Source organism: Paenibacillus agaridevorans (assembly GCF_018604145.1).
GTDB lineage: Bacteria > Bacillota > Bacilli > Paenibacillales > Paenibacillaceae > Pristimantibacillus > Pristimantibacillus agaridevorans.
In genome coordinates, this window is record NZ_CP075889.1 from 3,717,766 (window position 1) to 3,736,010 (window position 18,245).

Sequence of the window (18,245 nt, forward strand, 5' to 3'; positions counted from 1 at the left end):
CCTTGCCTGACGAGCAACACCGACAAGCTCACCTTTGCTTGACGCTTGGCGCTTTCGATCGCAGCCAGTATCAATCAAGCCACGCTTGATTAAAGCGTGTATTGGCAGCTGCTTCTTCCCGGTTCCTTCCAATTTGTCAGTCCCAAGCCAGGTACAACGCATGCGTCCCCTTGTCCGCTAGTCCGGCATGCGCCAGTCGTCCATAGAGTTCCTTTGCCAGCGACAATCCCGGAAGCTCGATGCCCATCTCCGCCGCAGCGTCCAGCGCGATCCCCATATCCTTAATAAAATGTTTTACAAAGAAACCCGGCTCGAAATTGCCGGCAATGACGCGCGGAGCCAAATTCGAGAGCGACCAGCTGCCCGCCGCTCCGGATTCGATGCTGCGAAGCACGCTCTCCAAATTCAGGCCCGCGTGTTTGGCGTATACAAGCGCCTCGCAGACGCCGATCATATTGGAAGCGATCGCGATCTGATTGACCATCTTCGTATGCTGGCCCGCTCCGGGGCCTCCTTGCAGCACGATGTTTTTGCCCATGAGCGACAGAAGCGGCTGCACCTCCGTAAAGGCGGCCTCGTCACCTCCCACCATGATCGACAGCGCCGCGTTGCGCGCGCCGATATCGCCGCCCGAAACGGGAGCGTCGAGAGAATGTTGACCTGCAGCGGCCGCAGCTTCATGAATGCGAACGGCAAGCGCGGGGCTGGAGGTCGTCATATCGATCAAGTAGGTGCCCCGCTTGGCCGATCCGATAATACCGCCTTCGCTCAAGTAAATGTCCTCAACGTCGCTCGGATAACCGACGATCGTAATAATGGCGCCGCAAACCGAAGCCAGCTCGCCCGGCGAATCATGCCAAACCATGCCCAACTCCAGCAGCTCTGCCGCCTTCTCCTTCGTTCTCGTATAAATATGAACCTCGTAACCTCCGTTCAGCAGATGTTTCGCCATGCTGCTGCCCATAACGCCCGTTCCGACAAAACCAACCTTGGTCGCGGCAGGACTGATCGCCATCGCTATCCTCTCCTTTATCCAATCATTCTCGAAGTCATTGCTAACTTTCGTCTATTATCAGGCTAGCTTGACCGCTTCCCTTACGTCAAGTCGTTTCACCGTAAATCTCGGTCCCCAGTCCGCGTACTCGTACTCGTACTTGAAAGGCAACCCTGCGCCCCTTCCAGCTTTCTTAAACGATAACAAAAGCCGCCCGGAAGGGCGGCTGCATATACTTTTTAAATGTTCATATAAGAGAGCTTGTCCAGGAGAGCTCCATATCTTGCACTTGCTCCATTGCGGCTCTCTATTGCCCCACTATTGCTCCTCTGCAGCTCCACTTTGGCCCCACTCTTGCTCCTCTGAGGCTCCGCTTTCGGTCCTCTATTGCTCCTCGATCTCCAGCTTCGCCGCGTCGAGCGCCTGCGACAGGTCGGCAATGAGATCCTCGACGTGCTCGATGCCGACGGAGAAACGAAGGAGTCTGTCGTCAACGCCGACAGCCTTGCGGATTTCTTCGGGAATGTCCGCATGCGTCTGCATAGCCGGGTACGTCATCAGCGATTCCACGCCGCCCAGGCTCTCGGCGAACGCGATCAGCTTGATATGGCGGAGAATCGGCTCGACATAACGGGCATCCTTCAGACGGAACGAGAAGATGCCGGTGTTGCCGGAGGACTGGCGATTTTGAACGTCATGCCCGGGATGATGCTTCAATGCCGGATAATACACTTCCTCGATCGCCGGGTGCTCCATCAGATATTCAGAAATTTTCGTCGCGTTGAATTGATGGCGCTCCATCCGCAGAGCGAGCGTCTTCATGCCTCTCATAAGCAGCCAGGAATCCTGCGGTCCCAGTACGGCTCCGATGGAGTTGTGCAGAATGGCCATCTCCTTCGACAGCTCCTCGCCCTTCGTCACGATCAGTCCCGCCAAAACGTCGTTATGTCCGCCGAGATATTTGGTCGCGCTATGTATGACAATGTCCGCGCCAAGCTCGATTGGGCGTTGCAAGTAAGGCGTTAGCAGCGTATTGTCCACAATGGTCAACAGCCCTTTTGACTTCGCCCAGCCGCACACGCGCTCTAGGTCCGTAATCATCATGAGCGGATTGGTCGGCGTCTCGATCAAGACCGCCTTCGTGTTTTCTTGCAGCAGAGAAGACATGCCGTCGATATCGTTGGTGTCGACATAGGATGCCTTGACGCCAAATCGCTTCATAACCCTCTCGAGAAGGCGGTACGTTCCGCCATACAGGTCTAGGGATACGATCAGATGATCGCCCTGACTAAAGTAAGCGAAGATCGTCTGCAAAGCCGCCATGCCGGAGCTGCAGGCGAATGCCGCATCTCCGGATTCCAGCTGAGCTGCCGCTTCCTCCAGCACCGAACGCGTCGGGTTTTTCGTGCGGGAATAGTCGAAACCCGTGCTTTGCCCCAATTGCGGATGGCGAAATGCTGTGGATTGATAGACGGGAAAGCTGACCGCTCCCGTTACAGGCTCCTTGATGGAGCCGATTTGCGCCAATTGACTTTCGATTTTCATCTGTACGTCGCAACTCCCTTACATATCGAATTGAGGTACCTCTACCCCTGCCTCTCGGAGATGAGCGGCTTAGCTTTGAAGCTAAGCCGCTTCGGAAGCAAGGTTGTTTTTATCGCCAAAAAGAATGATCTTCTTTGCGCTTAAAATCTCAGATGCCCGCGCCCAGCTCGTAAGGCGTCTGCTGGTATACGTAATAGTTCAACCAGTTGGAGAAGAGCAGATTCGCGTGAGCCCTCCATGTCGACAAAGGCACCCGGTCCGGATTATCGCCCGGGAAATAATTGCGCGGCAGCTCGATGTCCATGCCCTTTGCCACGTCGCGATCGTATTCGAATTTGAGCGAATCCGGATCGTATTCGGAGTGACCCGTTACGAAGATTTGGCGGCCGTCGCGCGAAGCGACGATATAGATGCCGGACTCTTCGGATTCCGACAGAATCTCCAGCTTCTCGACGGCTTCGATATCTTCGCGGCGAACCTCCGTATGGCGCGATTGCGGAACGTAGAACAGCTCGTCAAACCCTCTTAACAGCGACACGTTGCGTTTCTCGACGGTGTGCGGGAAGACGCCGAATATTTTGGCATCCAGATTGTACTTCGGCACTCCGAAGTGATGGTACAAGCCAGCCTGCGAGGCCCAACAGATATGAAATGTCGATGTGACATGGGTCTTGGTCCACTCCATGATTTCCTTTAATTCTTCCCAGTAGTTGACTTCCTCGAACGGCAGATGCTCTACCGGAGCGCCCGTGATGATCATGCCGTCGAAATAATAATGCGCAATTTCGTCGAACGTTTTGTAGAACGACTGCAGATGCTCTGCCGACGTGTTCTTCGAAGTATGCGTACGGGGATGGAGAAGCACAACCTCGACTTGAAGCGGCGTGTTGCCGATTAGGCGAAGCAACTGCGTCTCTGTCGTTTCCTTTGTCGGCATGAGGTTCAATATCGCGATTCGAAGTGGACGAATATCCTGGTGGTAAGCCACGCTCTCGTCCATGACGAAGATGTTCTCGTTGTTTAGTATTTCCTTTGCTGGCAAGTGATCCGGCACTTTAATCGGCATATTGATTCCTCCTTGGTGTGCGAGCAACAAAAAAGACCCCTTCTGCGTGAGAAAAGGTCGTCTGCTCGGTAAAGAAGCCGTCTCCCTTTCTCATCTCTCAGAAACATTACGTCTCCGCAAGAATTAGCACCGTGCTATTACGCCGGTTGCCGGGCTTCATCGGGCTGGTCCCTCCGCCTGCTCTTGATAAGAAAGTAGTCTATTCAATTGTTGCTTGCTTAATTAACTTACACTTTAATGCATTCCGTTATTCCCGTCAAGAGCCTCTTTTGCATATGCTGGTATTCGGTATGTCTTCCCTCGGCATAGGCGCTATTGTTAAGGCATTATTAATCCTTGAATGTTGTCTTCCCACCGGAGTATACTAGACAAGGATTGGACCCGTATTCGACAAAATAAAGGAGTGAATGGCGATTATGGAAGGCGATAGACCAGAGCCCGAACCGAATCCCGGCATGGAGCCGGTTGGATCTCCAAGCGAAGCAATGTCCCTTCGATTACCATACGCTCCGACTTCGATCTTATGCAACCCGGAATGTAAGGCTTAACGAAGCGCTGCTCCCTTCTCCTGGGCGCCAGCCTGTCTCCTGCCACACGAGAGGAGTAACAGACGATGAAAATCAGACATGTAAAAAACGGCGTGTTCACAACCGTCGACAATATTGAAGAAACGCTCGTCGCGCCTTCAGAAGGATTTTTCTGGATCGACGCCGACGTGGAGGATCTTGCCGTTCTGCAGCCTCTGTTCGGCATGCACGACCTCGCTGTAGAGGATTGCCTGCAGGAAGAGGAGCAGCGTCCCAAGATCGAAATATACGAAGCTCATTATTTTATCGTTATTAACAGCATCCGATTCGACGATGAAGAAATTTTTCTGCGCGCGCTCAACATCTTCCTGGGCCGGCATTACATCATTACCGTCACGAAGCAGAAGATCAACGAGCTCCGTACCGTAAAGCCGATTCTGTGGGAGCAGGAGGTCTGCCGTCCCGACCAATTCCTCTATTATCTGGTCGACCTTGTCGTCGACAGCTATTTCTCCGTCGGGGACCGGATCGATACCCGGATCGAGACGCTGGAGGAAGACATTCTGATGCACACCAAGAAATCGCATCTTAACGAAATCATCGGTCTGCGCGGCGAAATCCTGTGGGTAAAGAAGGTGCTGGGGCCTCAGCGCGAGGTCATCTTTACGCTCAACAAGAAGGAATTGAAGCTGATCGACGATCAACTGCAGAAGTACTTCAGCGACGTATACGAGAATTCGCTAAAGATCGCGGAGTCGTTCGAAACCTACCGCGACCTGATGGGCAACTTGCGAGAGGCGTATCAATCCAGTCTATCCAGCAGGGCGAACGAGATCATGCGCGTGTTTACCGCGATTACGACCATTTTTATGCCGCTTACTTTCCTGACGGGCATCTACGGAATGAACTTCGACGCGATACCGGGCATCCATTATCGATACGGCGCCTATGTCCTTCTTGGCATTATGCTCCTGCTGGGATGCAGCATGTACTTCATCTTCCGCAAAAAAGAATGGCTCTAGCAGCGCTGCTGCTGGAGTTTTTTATTTTCCCCGATATTCAACTTACTGAACCGCCGCCAAGGATAGCGACGGATGTTTCACCTCGGTTTACGGATCATTTCCCCTTTTGCCGAAATCCGCGGTTGTAAGTTATAATAGATAATTATGCCCAGTGACATTCGGCAATGTCGAAAGGGGGAATCAACTGGACATGAACATGAGTCAGCTGGAAACCTTGCTAACCATATCCAAGACAATGAGCTTTCGCAAGGCAGGGGAACTGCTTAATTTGACTCAGCCTGCAGTATCAGCGCAAATCAAAAGTCTGGAGGACGAATTCAAGACGATTTTGATCGATCGTAATCAGCCCGTAACGCTTACGGATCACGGACAAGTATTCCTGGAGCATGCCGAGCGCATACTGGACATCGTCGAGGAGCTTAAACAGAAGCTCGATGATCTCAATCAGACGCCTCAGGGCCATATTACGTTAGGCACCACATCATCCATCGCCATTCAAATATTGCCACGCGTCTTATCGTACTTCCAGAACCAATATCCGCAGATCAAGACAACCATTCATACAATGCCTTCCTCACAGGTCATGGCCAGCGTGGAGAACGGATCCGTTGACGTAGGAATTACTTATCTGACGGAGAAAACGCCAAGTGTTGCTTCCTCCGTTCTTTATTACGACACTTTCGAGCTCGTCGTATCGCCTGATCATCCCATGAGCACTCTAACTCATACAACGGTCGACAAGCTTAAGGACATACCCATGATTATGCTGGCGCCGGATACGCTTGGACGGCGGTTTGTGGATGCAATCTTCCGCAAGTACAACATCGTGCCCAATATTGTCATGGAGCTGTCGAGCAGCGAAGAGATCAAGCGAATGGTCGAGATCGATCTCGGCGCCGCGATCGTATCGAAGCTGTCCATCCCATCGGAACTGAAGCGCGGCACGCTCAAGCTCATCAAGGTTCACGAGCTCGAGACAACCCATCCGGTAGGCGTCGTCTACAAGTCGGGCAAATATTTAAATACCGCCATGATGCAATTTCTGAGTGATCTGAGAGGCATGCCGGAACATCAATTCATCAGCAGCGAGTAGGAGTGATATCTGTGAAATTCGATCTACATACCCATCATATTAGATGCGGACACGCAGACGGCAATATCGAGGACTATATTCTTGCCGGCATCGAAGCCGGCTTGCAGGTAATCGGCATATCGGATCATTCTCCTTACTTCTATCACGAAGAAGATCAGCCGTCTCCCGGCATTGCAATGGCCAGAAGCGACTTCGCGAATTATGTGGACGAAGTGCTGCGGCTCAAGCATAAATACGAGGGACGGATCGAAGTGCTGCTCGGGATGGAATCTGACTTCTTCCCGGAATTCGCGGATGATTATCGAAGAGCGTACGACGGAGTCCCCTTCGACTACTTGATCGGCTCGGTACATCAGGTCGGAGGCGTCAGCATCTTCAACCGCAATCGCTGGAACAACCTTCGCCAGTCCATGCACGTCGCGGAGAAAACAAGCTATTACGATCTGATCAGCCAATCCGCCCGAAGCGGCATGTTCGACATTTTGGGCCATATTGACGCAATGAAGGGATATTACCCCGACTTCTCCCATATCCCCGCCCACGATGCCATCGATGATTGCTTGAAGACGATTGGAGAATGCGGCGTTTCCATCGAGATCAATACATCGGGAAGCACCAAAGATGTCGGCGGATGGTATCCTTCCGACGAAATCCTGGAGCGTGCGCTGCACTTCGGCGTAGGCGTAACGTTCGGCTCCGATGCCCACGTTCCGAGCCGGGTCGGCGACGAATGGGATCTTGTGGCAAAACGGCTGAAGGAGATCGGCTTCAAGCAGTGGCTGTTCTACAGAAAACGCAAGCCCGTCGCGGTTCCTCTTTAATAAAGGAATGGACGATTAACAAGCCGAATGCAAGGGCATTGCCTTGTGCATTCGGCTTTTTCGTGAGCATGGGATGGCTCGCATATGGGCAAAAAAAAGCGGACCCGCCAGCGGCAGGTCCAAATTGATATATGAAAAGGGGGTCTTGCAACTATAATACCCCCGGCATGTAATGGGCGTGTCACAGCAACATTTCAATTGTGTAACAAATTTCGGGAACGTGGATCATGCCACCATCGTTATGGACCGCTATCGGCGGCGGAATTTGATGGCACTTACTTTTTGTTCGTATATATGATACAATAGGAGTTACAAAAAGCGGGGTGATTTCGGTGGATTATTCGACAATGTGCCCAAGATACGAAGCAGCGGCCGATTTGTTAGGCAAGAAGTGGACTGGACGAATTATACGGGTATTGCTGGGCGGTCCGAAACGATTCAAGGACATGAAAGAGCAAATTCCCGAGATGAGCGATAAAATGTTGACCGATCGAATGAAAGAGCTGGAAACGCTCGGCATCGTAAACCGCCATGTGTATCCGGAGATGCCGGTACGGATCGAATACGAGCTGACGGACAAGGGCCGCGACCTGCAGCCCGTCATCGAATCGATTCAAGCTTGGGGCGAGCAATGGATGTAAAATCTTTGTACGCTTTAACCGCCAAGGACAATGTCCCCGGCGGTTTTTTCGTTTTTATTCCAGTCAGGAATCCGGGCTTGGAGGCTTCGGCTCGAATAGCCTGCCATTCTTGGCCTCTGCAATAACCTCCTCCAGCCATTCCTTCTCGGCCAGACTTAACTTCAGAATACCTCTAATCAGATGGACAGAACCGCGCGGCAGCGTCCCAGCCTTGAGCTGCTGAACGGCCTCCATCATCGAAATTCTTTTTTTACACGCCTCCAGCTGCGTATCCAAGCAACGAAGCGCTTCTATATGATCGCTGTGCCGTATAAACGGCAGTGCCGAGAGCGCTGGATGCTGAGGGAAGGCCGTCTCCCCCAACTGCTTGTTAAGCAGCTTCACCAGAGTCTCACGGCCTTTGGCGGTAATACGGTAAATCGTTTTGTCCGGTCTGTTTTGGCCGGGTGCTTGCACGATCTCCACCGCTTCGATAGAGCCCTCTTGGCATAACTGGTCTACGGCATAATACAACGATCCGTCGCGCACGTTAAAGGTGACATGCCAATTCCGAGCCTTGATCGTCTGTCGAATATCGTAGGGATGACGATCCCGTTCCATCATTAGTCCCAGCACGAGCAGCTTTACCGACATGCCCTTACCCTCTGCGCAGCGATGGTTTCGGCGGACGTCCGCCGCCCTCTTGGCCGGATGCGGATGGGGACGGCGCAGCTTGCGACCTGGCGCTTCCCATTAAAATCGCGAATACCAGCGCGGCGATAGGCAAAATAACAGACCATTGGAACACATGGACGATGGAATCGGCGAGCTTGCCAAGCAAGGAGGCCACGCTCTCTTGGCTGAGCCCCATCTGGCTCTGAACCACAGGATCCAGCAGCGCTTGACCGCCTTTGATCTGTTCGGCGATCTCGGGGCTAATATTCGGCACCTCTTGCAAACCCGATTGGAAGCTCAACTTCTGGATAACGCCGAATACGGTGATGCCAAGAGCAGAGCCGATCGTCCGGAAGAAGGTAATCAGGGAGGTTGCCGATCCCTTGGATTGCGGCGGCACGGAGCTAAGGGCCGATATGTTGAGCAGCGAGAAAGATACGCCCATGCCCAGACCTACGACGATCATATACATGGTGATAACGCCTCTGCTCGTCCCCGCATCCATTCCGTACCCAAGCAACAACGTGCCTGCGAGAAGCGTCAAGCCGGAGATGACCATCACGTTGCGAAACTTGAATTTGTCCGCCACGCGCCCGCCGATCTGGCTGCTCAATACGACCGCCAGCATCATCGGAATCAGGACGGTGCTTGTTTCCGTAGCAGACTTGTTAAAGACCCCTTGAATAAAGATCGGGATATACGTCGCCCCTGCGATCATGACACCGCCATAGAGCAAGCTGATCATCATGCTGCTGGTAAATACCCGCCTTCCGAACAAGCCCAGGTTGACGATAGGATCCTTCGCCTTGGTCTCCGCGTACAAGAACAGCGCAAGCAACACGCCCGCGCCCGCGAACAAACCGATCGTTTGCAACGATCCCCAAGCCCAGCCTTCCGTCCCTCCGAGCTCCAGTCCGAACATGAGCAGCAGAATGGATACGGTCAGCAGAATCGCCCCCGCCCAGTCGATATGCTGTTTTTTCGAGGATTTGGTCTCATGGTACGCCTTAAGTATAAACGCGAACGCAAGCAGGCCGATAGGCACGTTAATGTAGAAAATCCAGCGCCAGCTGAAGTTATCCGTTATCGCCCCGCCCATAATGGGACCGAATACGCTCGATATGCCAAACACGGCGCCGAATAACCCCATCATTTTGCCGCGTTTCTCCGCGGGGAACATCTCGAAAATAATCGTAAACACGATCGGCATGACAGCTCCGCCGCCGATCCCTTGAATCGCGCGGAAAATAATGAGCTGCTCCATGTTAATCGCCATCCCGCACAGAATGGAGCCTGCCACGAACAGTCCCAGACCAAGCAGGAAGAACTTGCGCCGCCCGTACATATCCGATAACTTCCCGAAGATCGGCGTCGCCACGACCATCGCGATCATGTAAGCCGAATATACCCAAATAAAATATTCAAAGCCGCCTAGCTGCTTGATAATCGTCGCCATCGCGGTCGAGACGATCGTCTGGTCCAGCGAAGCCATAAACAGGCCTAACATCAGGCCGGCTACGACCAGTTTCGTATTGCTTTTGTTTGCGTCCATCTTCTCACCTTTCCTTCATCGTTATCTCTTGTATATCCTTTCGTAATTATAATCAAATTTGAGTAATTTTCAACCTCAAATTTGAGTAAACAGTTTGTAAACCTTCGGTTCCCGATTGACAACAGGGTCGGTTTTTATTATGATGAAATCATTAATTGATAATAGTTATCAATATCAAATAGAGGGGGCACCTCATTCAAAAAAGCCCCGCAGCGGGTATCCGCATGCGAGGCTTGTGATCCGGCAGCTCGTGCTTAAGAGCTCCGCTTTTGTATGAAGGCTGGATTACATGCCAAGCCATTTCTTAAAGAGATGCGTCGTGGTGTCCTTGTTCATCGCCGCGATGGAAGTCGTCAGCGGGATGCCCTTCGGACAGGAACGCACGCAGTTCTGCGAATTGCCGCAGCCTTCGATGCCTCCGTCCGTCATCAACGCGTCCAAACGTTCGTGCTTGTTCATCTCGCCCGTGGGGTGAGCGTTGAACAGTCGAACCTGAGAGATGGCTGCCGGACCGATAAAGCTGTTCCGATCATTGACGTTCGGGCAAGACTCCAGGCAGACGCCGCAAGTCATGCACTTCGACAGCTCGTACGCCCATTGGCGCTTCGATTCCGCCATGCGCGGACCGGGACCCAGATCGTACGTTCCGTCGATCGGAATCCATGCTTTTACCTTTTTCAAGGCGTTGAACATACGTTCGCGGTTGATGACGAGGTCGCGTACAACCGGGAACGTGCGCATAGGCTCCAGACGAACGGGCTGTTCCAGCTGATCGATCAAGGCGCTGCACGCTTGGCGCGGCTTGCCGTTGATGACCATGGAGCAAGCGCCGCACACTTCTTCCAGACAGTTGGATTCCCAGCATACCGGCGAAGTTTTGACGCCGTCCGCAGTCGTAGGATTACGTTGAATTTCCATCAAGCCGCTGATAACGTTCATGTTCGGGCGATATGGCAGCTCGAACTCTTGCGTGTACGGCTTGGATTCCGGCGTATCCTGGCGGGAAATAATAAACTTGACGGTTTTGGATGCTACAGTCGTTTCGGCCATCGTTATTCTCCTTTCTTCTTATCAGTCTTTTTTCTTATCGGTCGAATAGTCGCGTTTGCGCGGTGCAATCAGGCTGACGTCAATGTCCTCGTAGGAGATCTTCGGTCCGTCCGGCGTCCAGTCGGCGATCGTCGACTTCATGAACTGATCGTCGTCGCGTTCCGGGAAGTCCGGCTTGTAATGGGCTCCGCGGCTTTCGTTCCGCATAAGCGCTCCGAGCGTCATCGCTTCGGACAGCTCGATCATATTCCACAGTTGACGCGTAAACGCCACGCCTGCGTTGTTCCATTGCGCCGTATCGTTAATGTTGATGTTCTGGTAGCGCTGCTTGAGTTCCTTGATTTTGCCGATCGTCGCTTCCAGCTTGTCGTTGAAGCGCACAACCGTCATATTGTTCGTCATCCATTCGCCCAGCTCTTTGTGGATGACATATGCGTTCTCCGTGCCGCTCATGCCGAGAATGCGATTGTACTTGTCGGCATGAAGTTTCGTGTCGCGATCGAATACGGAAGAGGAAATATCTTCAGCCGATTTCTTGAGGCCTTTGATGTATTCCACCGCTTTCGGTCCGGCCACCATGCCGCCAAAGATCGCGGACAACAAGGAGTTCGCGCCGAGACGGTTCGCGCCGTGGTATTGATAGTCGCACTCGCCGGCCGCGAACAGACCGGGAATGTTGGTCATTTGGTTGTAGTCGACCCACATGCCGCCCATGGAGTAGTGAACCGCAGGGAAGATCTTCATCGGAATTTTGCGCGGATCGTCGCCCATAAACTTCTCGTAAATTTCGATGATGCCGCCCAGCTTTACGTCCAGCTCCTTCGGATCCTTGTGGGACAGATCAAGATAGACCATGTTCTCGCCGTTAATGCCGAGCTTCTGATCTACGCAAACCGAGAAAATTTCGCGAGTCGCGATATCGCGCGGCACCAGGTTGCCGTAAGCCGGATATTTGTCTTCAAGGAAATACCAAGGTTTGCCGTCTTTATACGTCCAGATCCGTCCGCCTTCGCCGCGCGCGGATTCCGACATGAGACGAAGCTTGTCGTCGCCGGGAATCGCCGTAGGGTGAATTTGGATGAATTCGCCGTTCGCATACTTGACACCTTGTTGATAGACGGCGCTTGCGGCCGTACCCGTGTTGATAACGGAGTTCGTCGTCTTGCCGAAGATGATGCCCGGGCCGCCGGATGCGAGAATGACCGCGTCTGCGCGTACCGTTACAATATCCATCGAACGGAGGTCCTGAGCGGATACGCCGCGGCATACGCCATCGTCGTCAAGAACGGCGCCGAGGAACTCGAAGTGTTCGAACTTGTTGACCAGACCCGCGGCTTCCCAGCGGCGCACTTGCTCGTCGAGCGCGTAGAGCAGCTGTTGTCCCGTTGTAGCCCCGGCAAATGCCGTACGGTGATATTGCGTGCCGCCGAAGCGACGGAAATCGAGAAGGCCTTCGGATGTTCGGCTAAACATAACGCCCATCCGGTCCATCAAGTGGATAATGCCGGGCGCTGCCTCGCACATCGCCTTAACGGGAGGCTGGTTCGCCAGAAAGTCGCCGCCGTATACGGTATCGTCGAAGTGCTCCCATGGAGAGTCGCCTTCGCCCTTGGTGTTAACGGCGCCGTTAATGCCGCCTTGCGCGCACACGGAGTGGGAACGCTTGACCGGCACAAGGGAGAACAGGTCTACGTGAATGCCCGCTTCCGCTGCTTTGATCGTTGCCATCAAGCCGGCCAGACCGCCGCCGACAACGATGATTTTATTTTTTGCCATTACGCTTCGCTCCTTGTCTTCGATACTAACCGATATTCGTCCATGTCAGAGCCGCATTAGCAGCTTCTTTGAACTCGTCGCCCATGAACGCTACCAGCGAAAGAATGAACAGGGCAGATACGACTACGAACACGCCCATGCAAATGTAGGAAGAAATGCGCTGCGCTTTCGGTCCGATCGTAATGCCCCAGCTGATCAGAAATGCCCACAGGCCGTTGCTGAAGTGGAATACGGCAGCAAGAACGCCGATCAAATACAGCACGAAATAAGTTGGATCCGTTGCAATCTTATTCATGGTAGAGCCAAGTTCCTCGTGCGTGATATTGCCGAGATACACTTGCATGCGGGTCTGATAGACGTGCCAGAAAACGAATACAAACGTAATCACGCCCGTTACGCGCTGAGCCGTGAACGCCCAGTTGCGGCCATACTTGAACCGTCCCGTGTTGGAGTTCGACTGGTAGGCTACGTACAGACCGTAGATACCGTGGAACAACAACGGAAGATAGATCACGAATATCTCAAGCAACGGCAGCAAAGGCAAGCTGTTGATCAATGTAACGCCTTTGTCAAAGCCCTCCGGTCCACGCTCGAACGCTTGATAATTCGTGAGTCCGTGCACAACAATGAACCCGCCCAGCGGAATGATGCCGAGTAGCGAGTGCAGCTTGCGCGAGAAATACGAATTTCCTTTCATGTTTCCTTCTCCTTTCAAAACTTTAAGAGGTTGTTGAACTCTTACTTAAACAAACCATTCTACATTGTAACGCCCGCTCGTACCCCCGTCAACAAAAGTCGACACACATTTGCCACACTTCCATCCTACTCCTTTTCAACTTATAATGGAATTGCATATTTATTATAAACTCTTATAACCTAACGACATAAGAGGTATTCCTCAAAGGGGGCCTTACGCGTGTACGAAGAAATAGACGTGTTCCGTGTCATCGTGGAGCATTCCAGCATGAATAAAGCATCAGCGCAGCTCAATTTGTCGCAGCCGGCGCTCTCCCGCAAGATAGCCAAGATGGAGGATGAGATCGGAGCCAAGCTGTTCCGCCGCATCGGCAAGCGGCTCGAATTGACTCGAATCGGACAGCTGACATACGAATACGCGCTGGAGCTGCAGCAGCTTCACCGCACTTATCTGCACAACGTGTCCGAATATACGGCGACGGGCCGCACCTCGCTAACGATCGGCGCAAGCTTGACCACCTTGCAGACGACGCTGCCTGACCTGATCCAGCGGCTGACATCCACGCATCCCGAATTCGACATTAAAGCCATTACCGGCAAGACTCACGAGATTGTGTCCTACGTCCGCGAACATAAGGTCGATATCGGAATCGTCGCTTCGCGAATCGACGATCCATCCATTCGCTGCGTATCGCTATTCGACGATCATCTGCTGCTCGTGCTCCCCCGCAATCATGTCATCACGGACAAAGGCGAGCTTGGCATGGATGATTTAAACGGATTGCCCATGATTCTGTTCTCGAAAGGCACCTGGTATCGTATATTAACGGATGAGCTGTTCGAATCCCACCGGATATCTCCGGATGTACGCATGGAAATCGATTCGTTCGAAGCGATCCTTCGGCTCCTCCATACTTGCCGCGCTGCTACACTGCTTCCGAAGTCGTACATGAGGCAGCAGCTGCTGGAGGATAACGATCTGATCGTCATGCCGATCAGGGAGCTGGAGGAGGCGAAGCGGACAACCTCGCTCATCCATGTCGATCCCGGCGTACTAAGTCCGTCGGTCAAGCTGTGCATTAACGAAATCTCGGCCGTTTACGCCCAGCATCCTTCCATTTAGTTATTTCCATATGAGTGAAGGTTCATAAGGCGTCTGCCGCCAATCTTATGATGGGATCAACAAGAAGGTGCGTCGTTGGAACTAATGCCCATAGATATGATATGGTAATGAAAGAACGAAATCATAATCCTACCAGAGGTGAAACATGACTGAAATGATTACTCGCAAAGAGTGGAAGCGTTACGGAATCGCCGCTATTATATGCGGAATCCTGTTTACGCTGCTGGAAATCGTCCCTATGATCGTCTCGGTCCAGGATCATCCCTACGGAGGCAAGGTTGTCGATAAGGAAATCGTGCTCGAGAGGGCGGTCTCGTTCGCCGAAGAGTCCACCGGTTATGATGTGCGCGACGAAAAGGCTGTCCATCAATCCGATAAGCTGTTCAGCGGTTATCTGTCCAAAGAAAAGCTGTCTCAGAAATTCGAAAAAGAATACGGCGTCAACTTCCCGACCGACACGTTCCAGGTTAACTTGCGTTTCGCGGACCGTAAGGGTACCGGATTTGTGTATCTCAATATGTATACCGGCAGTGTAGTCGCCTGGAACTTTAATCTCAGGGAAGGCGATACCGTTGCCGAACAGGAGCAACGCGAGTTGCTGCAACAGTATTTGCAAAACAAACCATTGCCGGGAAGCTCCCCATCCGACTTAACCTTAAACAATAAAGGCGAATGGAGCTTAACGGCGAACGGCGATCCTTCCATCGTAGGCGAAGCCGATCTACACGTGTCGTTTAAGGTGCAGTCCGTCGACGGAGAGCCGATCATCACGAAATATAAACCAACCTTCGAAGTTCCGGCAAGCTATAAGTCTTATGTGAGCGGCCAAGATAAACTTGCCGGCTGGCTGACGGGGATCGGCTACGCGCTGATGAGCGTCATTCTCGGCATACTGGCAATCGTATACGCCATTCTGTACCGCAAATTCACTTCGTTCAAATATGGCTGGGTGCTAACCATCATCTTTACCATTGCATACGTGATTATGAATGTAGGCGTCATTGACGGATTAATCGCGTCACAAGGCGAAGCGCCGTTCGATGACAGCATCCTGCTGGTCACAATGGTCATTACCGTGCTCGTCTCCATCCCGATGGCGGCTTCCGTTTATCTGTCCATCGTCGCCGGCGACGGACTATGGAAGGCGCAAGGACGGCAGCTTTGGCCGCGGCTCGGCCAGCCGGGTTATGGCGACTACGTATGGAAGAGCATGGGATTGTCTTACTTGTTCGCGATTATTCTGCTCGGCATACAGCCGCTCCTTTTCCGTTTGCTGGAGGTTCTCATCGGGACATGGGGCACAAGCGACGTCACGATGTCTCCCTACAACTTCAGCGTGCTCTGGCTTATGCCCGTGCTGGCCTGGGCTGCGGCCATATCCGAAGAAGCCGTGTTCCGATTCTTTGGCATCGGCCTGTTCCGAAAGTGGTTCCGAAACACTTTCGCGGCAGCGATACTTCCGACTTTGTTCTGGTCGCTGGGGCATGTCATGTATCCGTTCTACCCTTCCACGACCCGCCTGTTCGAGCTTATGGTCGTCGGACTTCTGTTCAGCTTTATTTTCGTCCGTTACGGCTTTATTACGGCGATGTTCACGCATGCCATCTTCAACAGCATAGCCGTCGGCAGCTCGCTCATCATGGTGGGCGGAGCTGCAAATATTTCGTCGGCTGTCTTTTTCACCCTGCTGCCGGTATTGATCGCTTACGTGCTCCGGTATTGGGATAGGCGCAAGGCGAAAAGTCTACCTCGTCCTTTGGCGGAGTAGCGCGTTATATTCCGAGAAATTCAAAAAAAGGACGAATCCGCCGATTATGTCGACGGTTCGTCTCTTAGAGCCGCAATAATGTCCCCGGCGAGCTTGTCGCCGATCGAGAGAGGCCTGAAGTCTTCGACTGAGGCTTCTTTTATTTTTTTGAGCGAACCGAAATGCTTTAGAAGCTGCTTCCTGCGTTTCTCCCCGATGCCCGGGATGGCGTCCAAACGCGACTCGACCATGGACTTCGCGCGCTGCTCGCGGTGGAACGTAATCGCGAATCGATGCACTTCGTCCTGAATCCGCTGCAGCAGGTAAAATTCCTGGCTGTCACGGGGGAGAGGCACAATCTCTGCGGGATCCCCAGTCATCAACTGCGCCGTCTTATGTTTGGCATCCTTTACAAGACCGCATACGGGGATGTACAGACCCAGTTCGTTTTCCAACACGTCTAGCGCCGCCGATATCTGCCCCTTGCCTCCGTCCACTACGATGAGATCCGGCCGCGTTAATCCTTCCTTCAGCACTCGTTCGTACCTGCGGCGAATTACCTCCCGCATCGTCTCGTAATCGTCCGAGCCGACGACGGTCTTTACCTTGTATTTGCGGTACTCCTTGCGGTCCGGCTTGCCGTCCGTAAACACAACCATCGCGGAGACGGGATTCGTCCCTTGAATGTTGGAGTTATCGAACGCTTCGATCCGGCGAATCTCATCAAGGCCAAGCCAGCCGCCAAGCGATTGGGACGCCTTGACGCTTCGCTCCTCGTCGCGTTCAATAAGCCGGAATTTCTCGTCGAGACTATTGCGCGCGTTGTCCTGAGCCATGCCCACGACTTCGCTTTTTTTGCCCCGCTGCGGCATAAGCACCTTCACCTTCAGCCAGCTTCCCAGGGAGGAGATAACCAGTTCCTCTCCCTCCTTGTCGGTCTCAGGCGGCAGCGGCAGCAGGATTTGCTTCGGCAATGCGGGATTGTCGCTGTAATATTGCGTAACGAACGTCATAAAATCGTCGTATTCTTCCCCATAATAAGGGAAGGTCGTACCATGCCGCTCGATCAGCTTGCCGTTGCGCATGTACAGAATCTGAACAGCCATCCAGCCCTTGTCCACGGCATATCCAAAGATGTCGCGGTCCATGGAATCGGACATCGTAATTTTCTGTTTTTCCATAACCGCTTCTATCGCGATGAGCTGATCCCGGTATTCTTTGGCGCGCTCGAATTCCAGCGCCTCCGCAGCCTCCGCCATCTTGCGCTGCAGTTCTTCTTTGACGGCATCATGCCCGCCACCCAAAAAACGCGTAATCTCGCCGATCATCGTTTCGTACGTCGCCTTCTCGATTTTATATTCGCAAGGGGCGATGCATTGCCCTAGATGGTAGTATAGACATACTTTGTCGGGAAGCGTCTTGCATTTGCGAAGCGGATACAGCCGATCCAGCAGCTTCTTGGTCTGCTGGGCCGCGAACGCATTGGGATAAGGGCCGAAATATTTGCCTTTATCCTTAACGATGCGCCTCGTCACTTCCAGTTTCGGGTGCGCTTCGTTCGTAATTTTGATATAAGGAAACGTCTTGTCGTCCTTGAGCAGGACGTTATAACGCGGATGATGCTGCTTGATCAGGTTGCACTCCAGAATGAGCGCCTCCATGTTGCTTCCCGTAATAATAAATTCGAAATCGTAAATTTCTGATACGAGCCGCTGCGTCTTGCCGTTATGACTCCCGATAAAGTAGGAGCGGACCCTGTTCTTTAGCACCTTGGCCTTGCCTACGTAGATGATGACGCCGTCTCTGCTCTTCATCAGGTAACAGCCGGGTTTGTCGGGCAGCAGCGCCAGCTTGTTGCGAATGGCCTCCAATACTGCCTCGGGCCTGACCGAATTTTGTTCTCCTGTTATATCCATGCTTGTATCCTCCTCCCGCCAA

15 protein-coding genes and 1 riboswitch are annotated in these 18,245 nt (G+C 52.9%); of the genes, 6 read left to right on the forward strand and 9 right to left on the reverse strand.

The window, feature by feature from the left end; translation table 11 throughout:
* Positions 1-136: 136 nt before the first annotated feature.
* From KJW29_RS15765 to metA, 3 genes are all read right to left on the reverse strand, one after another.
* Positions 137-1,015: an NAD(P)-dependent oxidoreductase gene (locus tag KJW29_RS15765; protein ID WP_214630501.1), complete on the reverse strand. Its 879-nt coding sequence runs from the start codon at positions 1,013-1,015 to the stop codon at positions 137-139.
* A 363-nt stretch (positions 1,016-1,378) separates the two neighbouring features.
* Positions 1,379-2,539, reverse strand: coding sequence for an aminotransferase class I/II-fold pyridoxal phosphate-dependent enzyme (locus KJW29_RS15770; protein WP_214630502.1), 1,161 nt, complete (start codon positions 2,537-2,539; stop codon positions 1,379-1,381).
* Positions 2,540-2,687: 148 nt separating this feature from the next.
* Positions 2,688-3,605 (reverse strand): homoserine O-acetyltransferase MetA, encoded by a 918-nt coding sequence (gene metA, locus KJW29_RS15775; protein ID WP_214630503.1) that lies wholly within the window; start codon positions 3,603-3,605, stop codon positions 2,688-2,690.
* Positions 3,606-3,692: 87 nt separating this feature from the next.
* A riboswitch (SAM riboswitch) is annotated at positions 3,693-3,798 on the reverse strand.
* A 420-nt stretch (positions 3,799-4,218) separates the two neighbouring features.
* Here metA and corA point away from each other — a divergent pair.
* The 4 genes from corA (at position 4,219) to KJW29_RS15795 (ending at position 7,709) form a co-directional block, all read left to right on the forward strand.
* Positions 4,219-5,154 (forward strand): magnesium/cobalt transporter CorA, encoded by a 936-nt coding sequence (gene corA, locus KJW29_RS15780; RefSeq protein ID WP_187101256.1) that lies wholly within the window; start codon positions 4,219-4,221, stop codon positions 5,152-5,154.
* 190 nt (positions 5,155-5,344) lie between these two features.
* Positions 5,345-6,247, forward strand: a complete 903-nt coding sequence (locus KJW29_RS15785) for a LysR family transcriptional regulator (RefSeq protein ID WP_087572389.1) — start codon at positions 5,345-5,347, stop codon at positions 6,245-6,247.
* Between the two features lie 11 nt (positions 6,248-6,258).
* Positions 6,259-7,068, forward strand: coding sequence for a histidinol-phosphatase (locus KJW29_RS15790; RefSeq protein WP_087572388.1), 810 nt, complete (start codon positions 6,259-6,261; stop codon positions 7,066-7,068).
* 332 nt (positions 7,069-7,400) lie between these two features.
* Positions 7,401-7,709: a winged helix-turn-helix transcriptional regulator gene (locus KJW29_RS15795; protein WP_281426364.1), complete on the forward strand. Its 309-nt coding sequence runs from the start codon at positions 7,401-7,403 to the stop codon at positions 7,707-7,709.
* A 63-nt stretch (positions 7,710-7,772) separates the two neighbouring features.
* Here KJW29_RS15795 and KJW29_RS15800 read toward each other — a convergent pair whose 3' ends face one another.
* From KJW29_RS15800 to KJW29_RS15820, 5 genes are all read right to left on the reverse strand, one after another.
* Positions 7,773-8,342 (reverse strand): PadR family transcriptional regulator, encoded by a 570-nt coding sequence (locus KJW29_RS15800; RefSeq protein WP_214630504.1) that lies wholly within the window; start codon positions 8,340-8,342, stop codon positions 7,773-7,775.
* Between the two features lie 4 nt (positions 8,343-8,346).
* Positions 8,347-9,915: an MDR family MFS transporter gene (locus KJW29_RS15805; RefSeq protein ID WP_214630505.1), complete on the reverse strand. Its 1,569-nt coding sequence runs from the start codon at positions 9,913-9,915 to the stop codon at positions 8,347-8,349.
* A 285-nt stretch (positions 9,916-10,200) separates the two neighbouring features.
* Positions 10,201-10,965: a succinate dehydrogenase iron-sulfur subunit gene (gene sdhB, locus KJW29_RS15810; RefSeq protein WP_087572385.1), complete on the reverse strand. Its 765-nt coding sequence runs from the start codon at positions 10,963-10,965 to the stop codon at positions 10,201-10,203.
* 21 nt (positions 10,966-10,986) lie between these two features.
* A complete protein-coding gene (gene sdhA, locus KJW29_RS15815) occupies positions 10,987-12,741 on the reverse strand; it encodes a succinate dehydrogenase flavoprotein subunit (protein WP_214630506.1) in 1,755 nt (584 codons plus the stop codon).
* Positions 12,742-12,766: 25 nt separating this feature from the next.
* Positions 12,767-13,438 (reverse strand): succinate dehydrogenase cytochrome b558 subunit, encoded by a 672-nt coding sequence (locus KJW29_RS15820; RefSeq protein ID WP_087572383.1) that lies wholly within the window; start codon positions 13,436-13,438, stop codon positions 12,767-12,769.
* A 219-nt stretch (positions 13,439-13,657) separates the two neighbouring features.
* On the opposite strand from KJW29_RS15820, the gene KJW29_RS15825 reads away from it, so the two are divergent.
* Positions 13,658-14,560, forward strand: coding sequence for a LysR family transcriptional regulator (locus KJW29_RS15825; RefSeq protein ID WP_087572382.1), 903 nt, complete (start codon positions 13,658-13,660; stop codon positions 14,558-14,560).
* A gap of 145 nt (positions 14,561-14,705) precedes the next feature.
* Positions 14,706-16,328 carry a CPBP family intramembrane glutamic endopeptidase gene (locus tag KJW29_RS15830; protein ID WP_214630507.1) on the forward strand — a complete coding sequence of 541 codons (1,623 nt, stop codon included), beginning with the start codon at positions 14,706-14,708 and terminating at the stop codon, positions 16,326-16,328.
* A 44-nt stretch (positions 16,329-16,372) separates the two neighbouring features.
* On the opposite strand, the gene uvrC is transcribed toward KJW29_RS15830, so the two are convergent.
* On the reverse strand, positions 16,373-18,223 hold the full coding sequence (gene uvrC / locus KJW29_RS15835; protein WP_214630508.1) for an excinuclease ABC subunit UvrC: 1,851 nt from the start codon (positions 18,221-18,223) through the stop codon (positions 16,373-16,375).
* Positions 18,224-18,245: the final 22 nt, after the last annotated feature.

Coding starts and splice junctions, on each gene's coding strand:
- KJW29_RS15765 (WP_214630501.1), bottom strand. CDS start 1,015: ATGGCGATCAGTCCTGCCGCGACCAAGGTTGGTTTTGTCGGAACGGGC.
- KJW29_RS15770 (WP_214630502.1), bottom strand. CDS start 2,539: ATGAAAATCGAAAGTCAATTGGCGCAAATCGGCTCCATCAAGGAGCCT.
- metA (WP_214630503.1), bottom strand. CDS start 3,605: ATGCCGATTAAAGTGCCGGATCACTTGCCAGCAAAGGAAATACTAAAC.
- corA (WP_187101256.1), top strand. CDS start 4,219: ATGAAAATCAGACATGTAAAAAACGGCGTGTTCACAACCGTCGACAAT.
- KJW29_RS15785 (WP_087572389.1), top strand. CDS start 5,345: ATGAACATGAGTCAGCTGGAAACCTTGCTAACCATATCCAAGACAATG.
- KJW29_RS15800 (WP_214630504.1), bottom strand. CDS start 8,342: ATGTCGGTAAAGCTGCTCGTGCTGGGACTAATGATGGAACGGGATCGT.
- KJW29_RS15805 (WP_214630505.1), bottom strand. CDS start 9,915: ATGGACGCAAACAAAAGCAATACGAAACTGGTCGTAGCCGGCCTGATG.
- sdhB (WP_087572385.1), bottom strand. CDS start 10,965: ATGGCCGAAACGACTGTAGCATCCAAAACCGTCAAGTTTATTATTTCC.
- sdhA (WP_214630506.1), bottom strand. CDS start 12,741: ATGGCAAAAAATAAAATCATCGTTGTCGGCGGCGGTCTGGCCGGCTTG.
- KJW29_RS15820 (WP_087572383.1), bottom strand. CDS start 13,438: ATGAAAGGAAATTCGTATTTCTCGCGCAAGCTGCACTCGCTACTCGGC.
- KJW29_RS15830 (WP_214630507.1), top strand. CDS start 14,706: ATGACTGAAATGATTACTCGCAAAGAGTGGAAGCGTTACGGAATCGCC.
- uvrC (WP_214630508.1), bottom strand. CDS start 18,223: ATGGATATAACAGGAGAACAAAATTCGGTCAGGCCCGAGGCAGTATTG.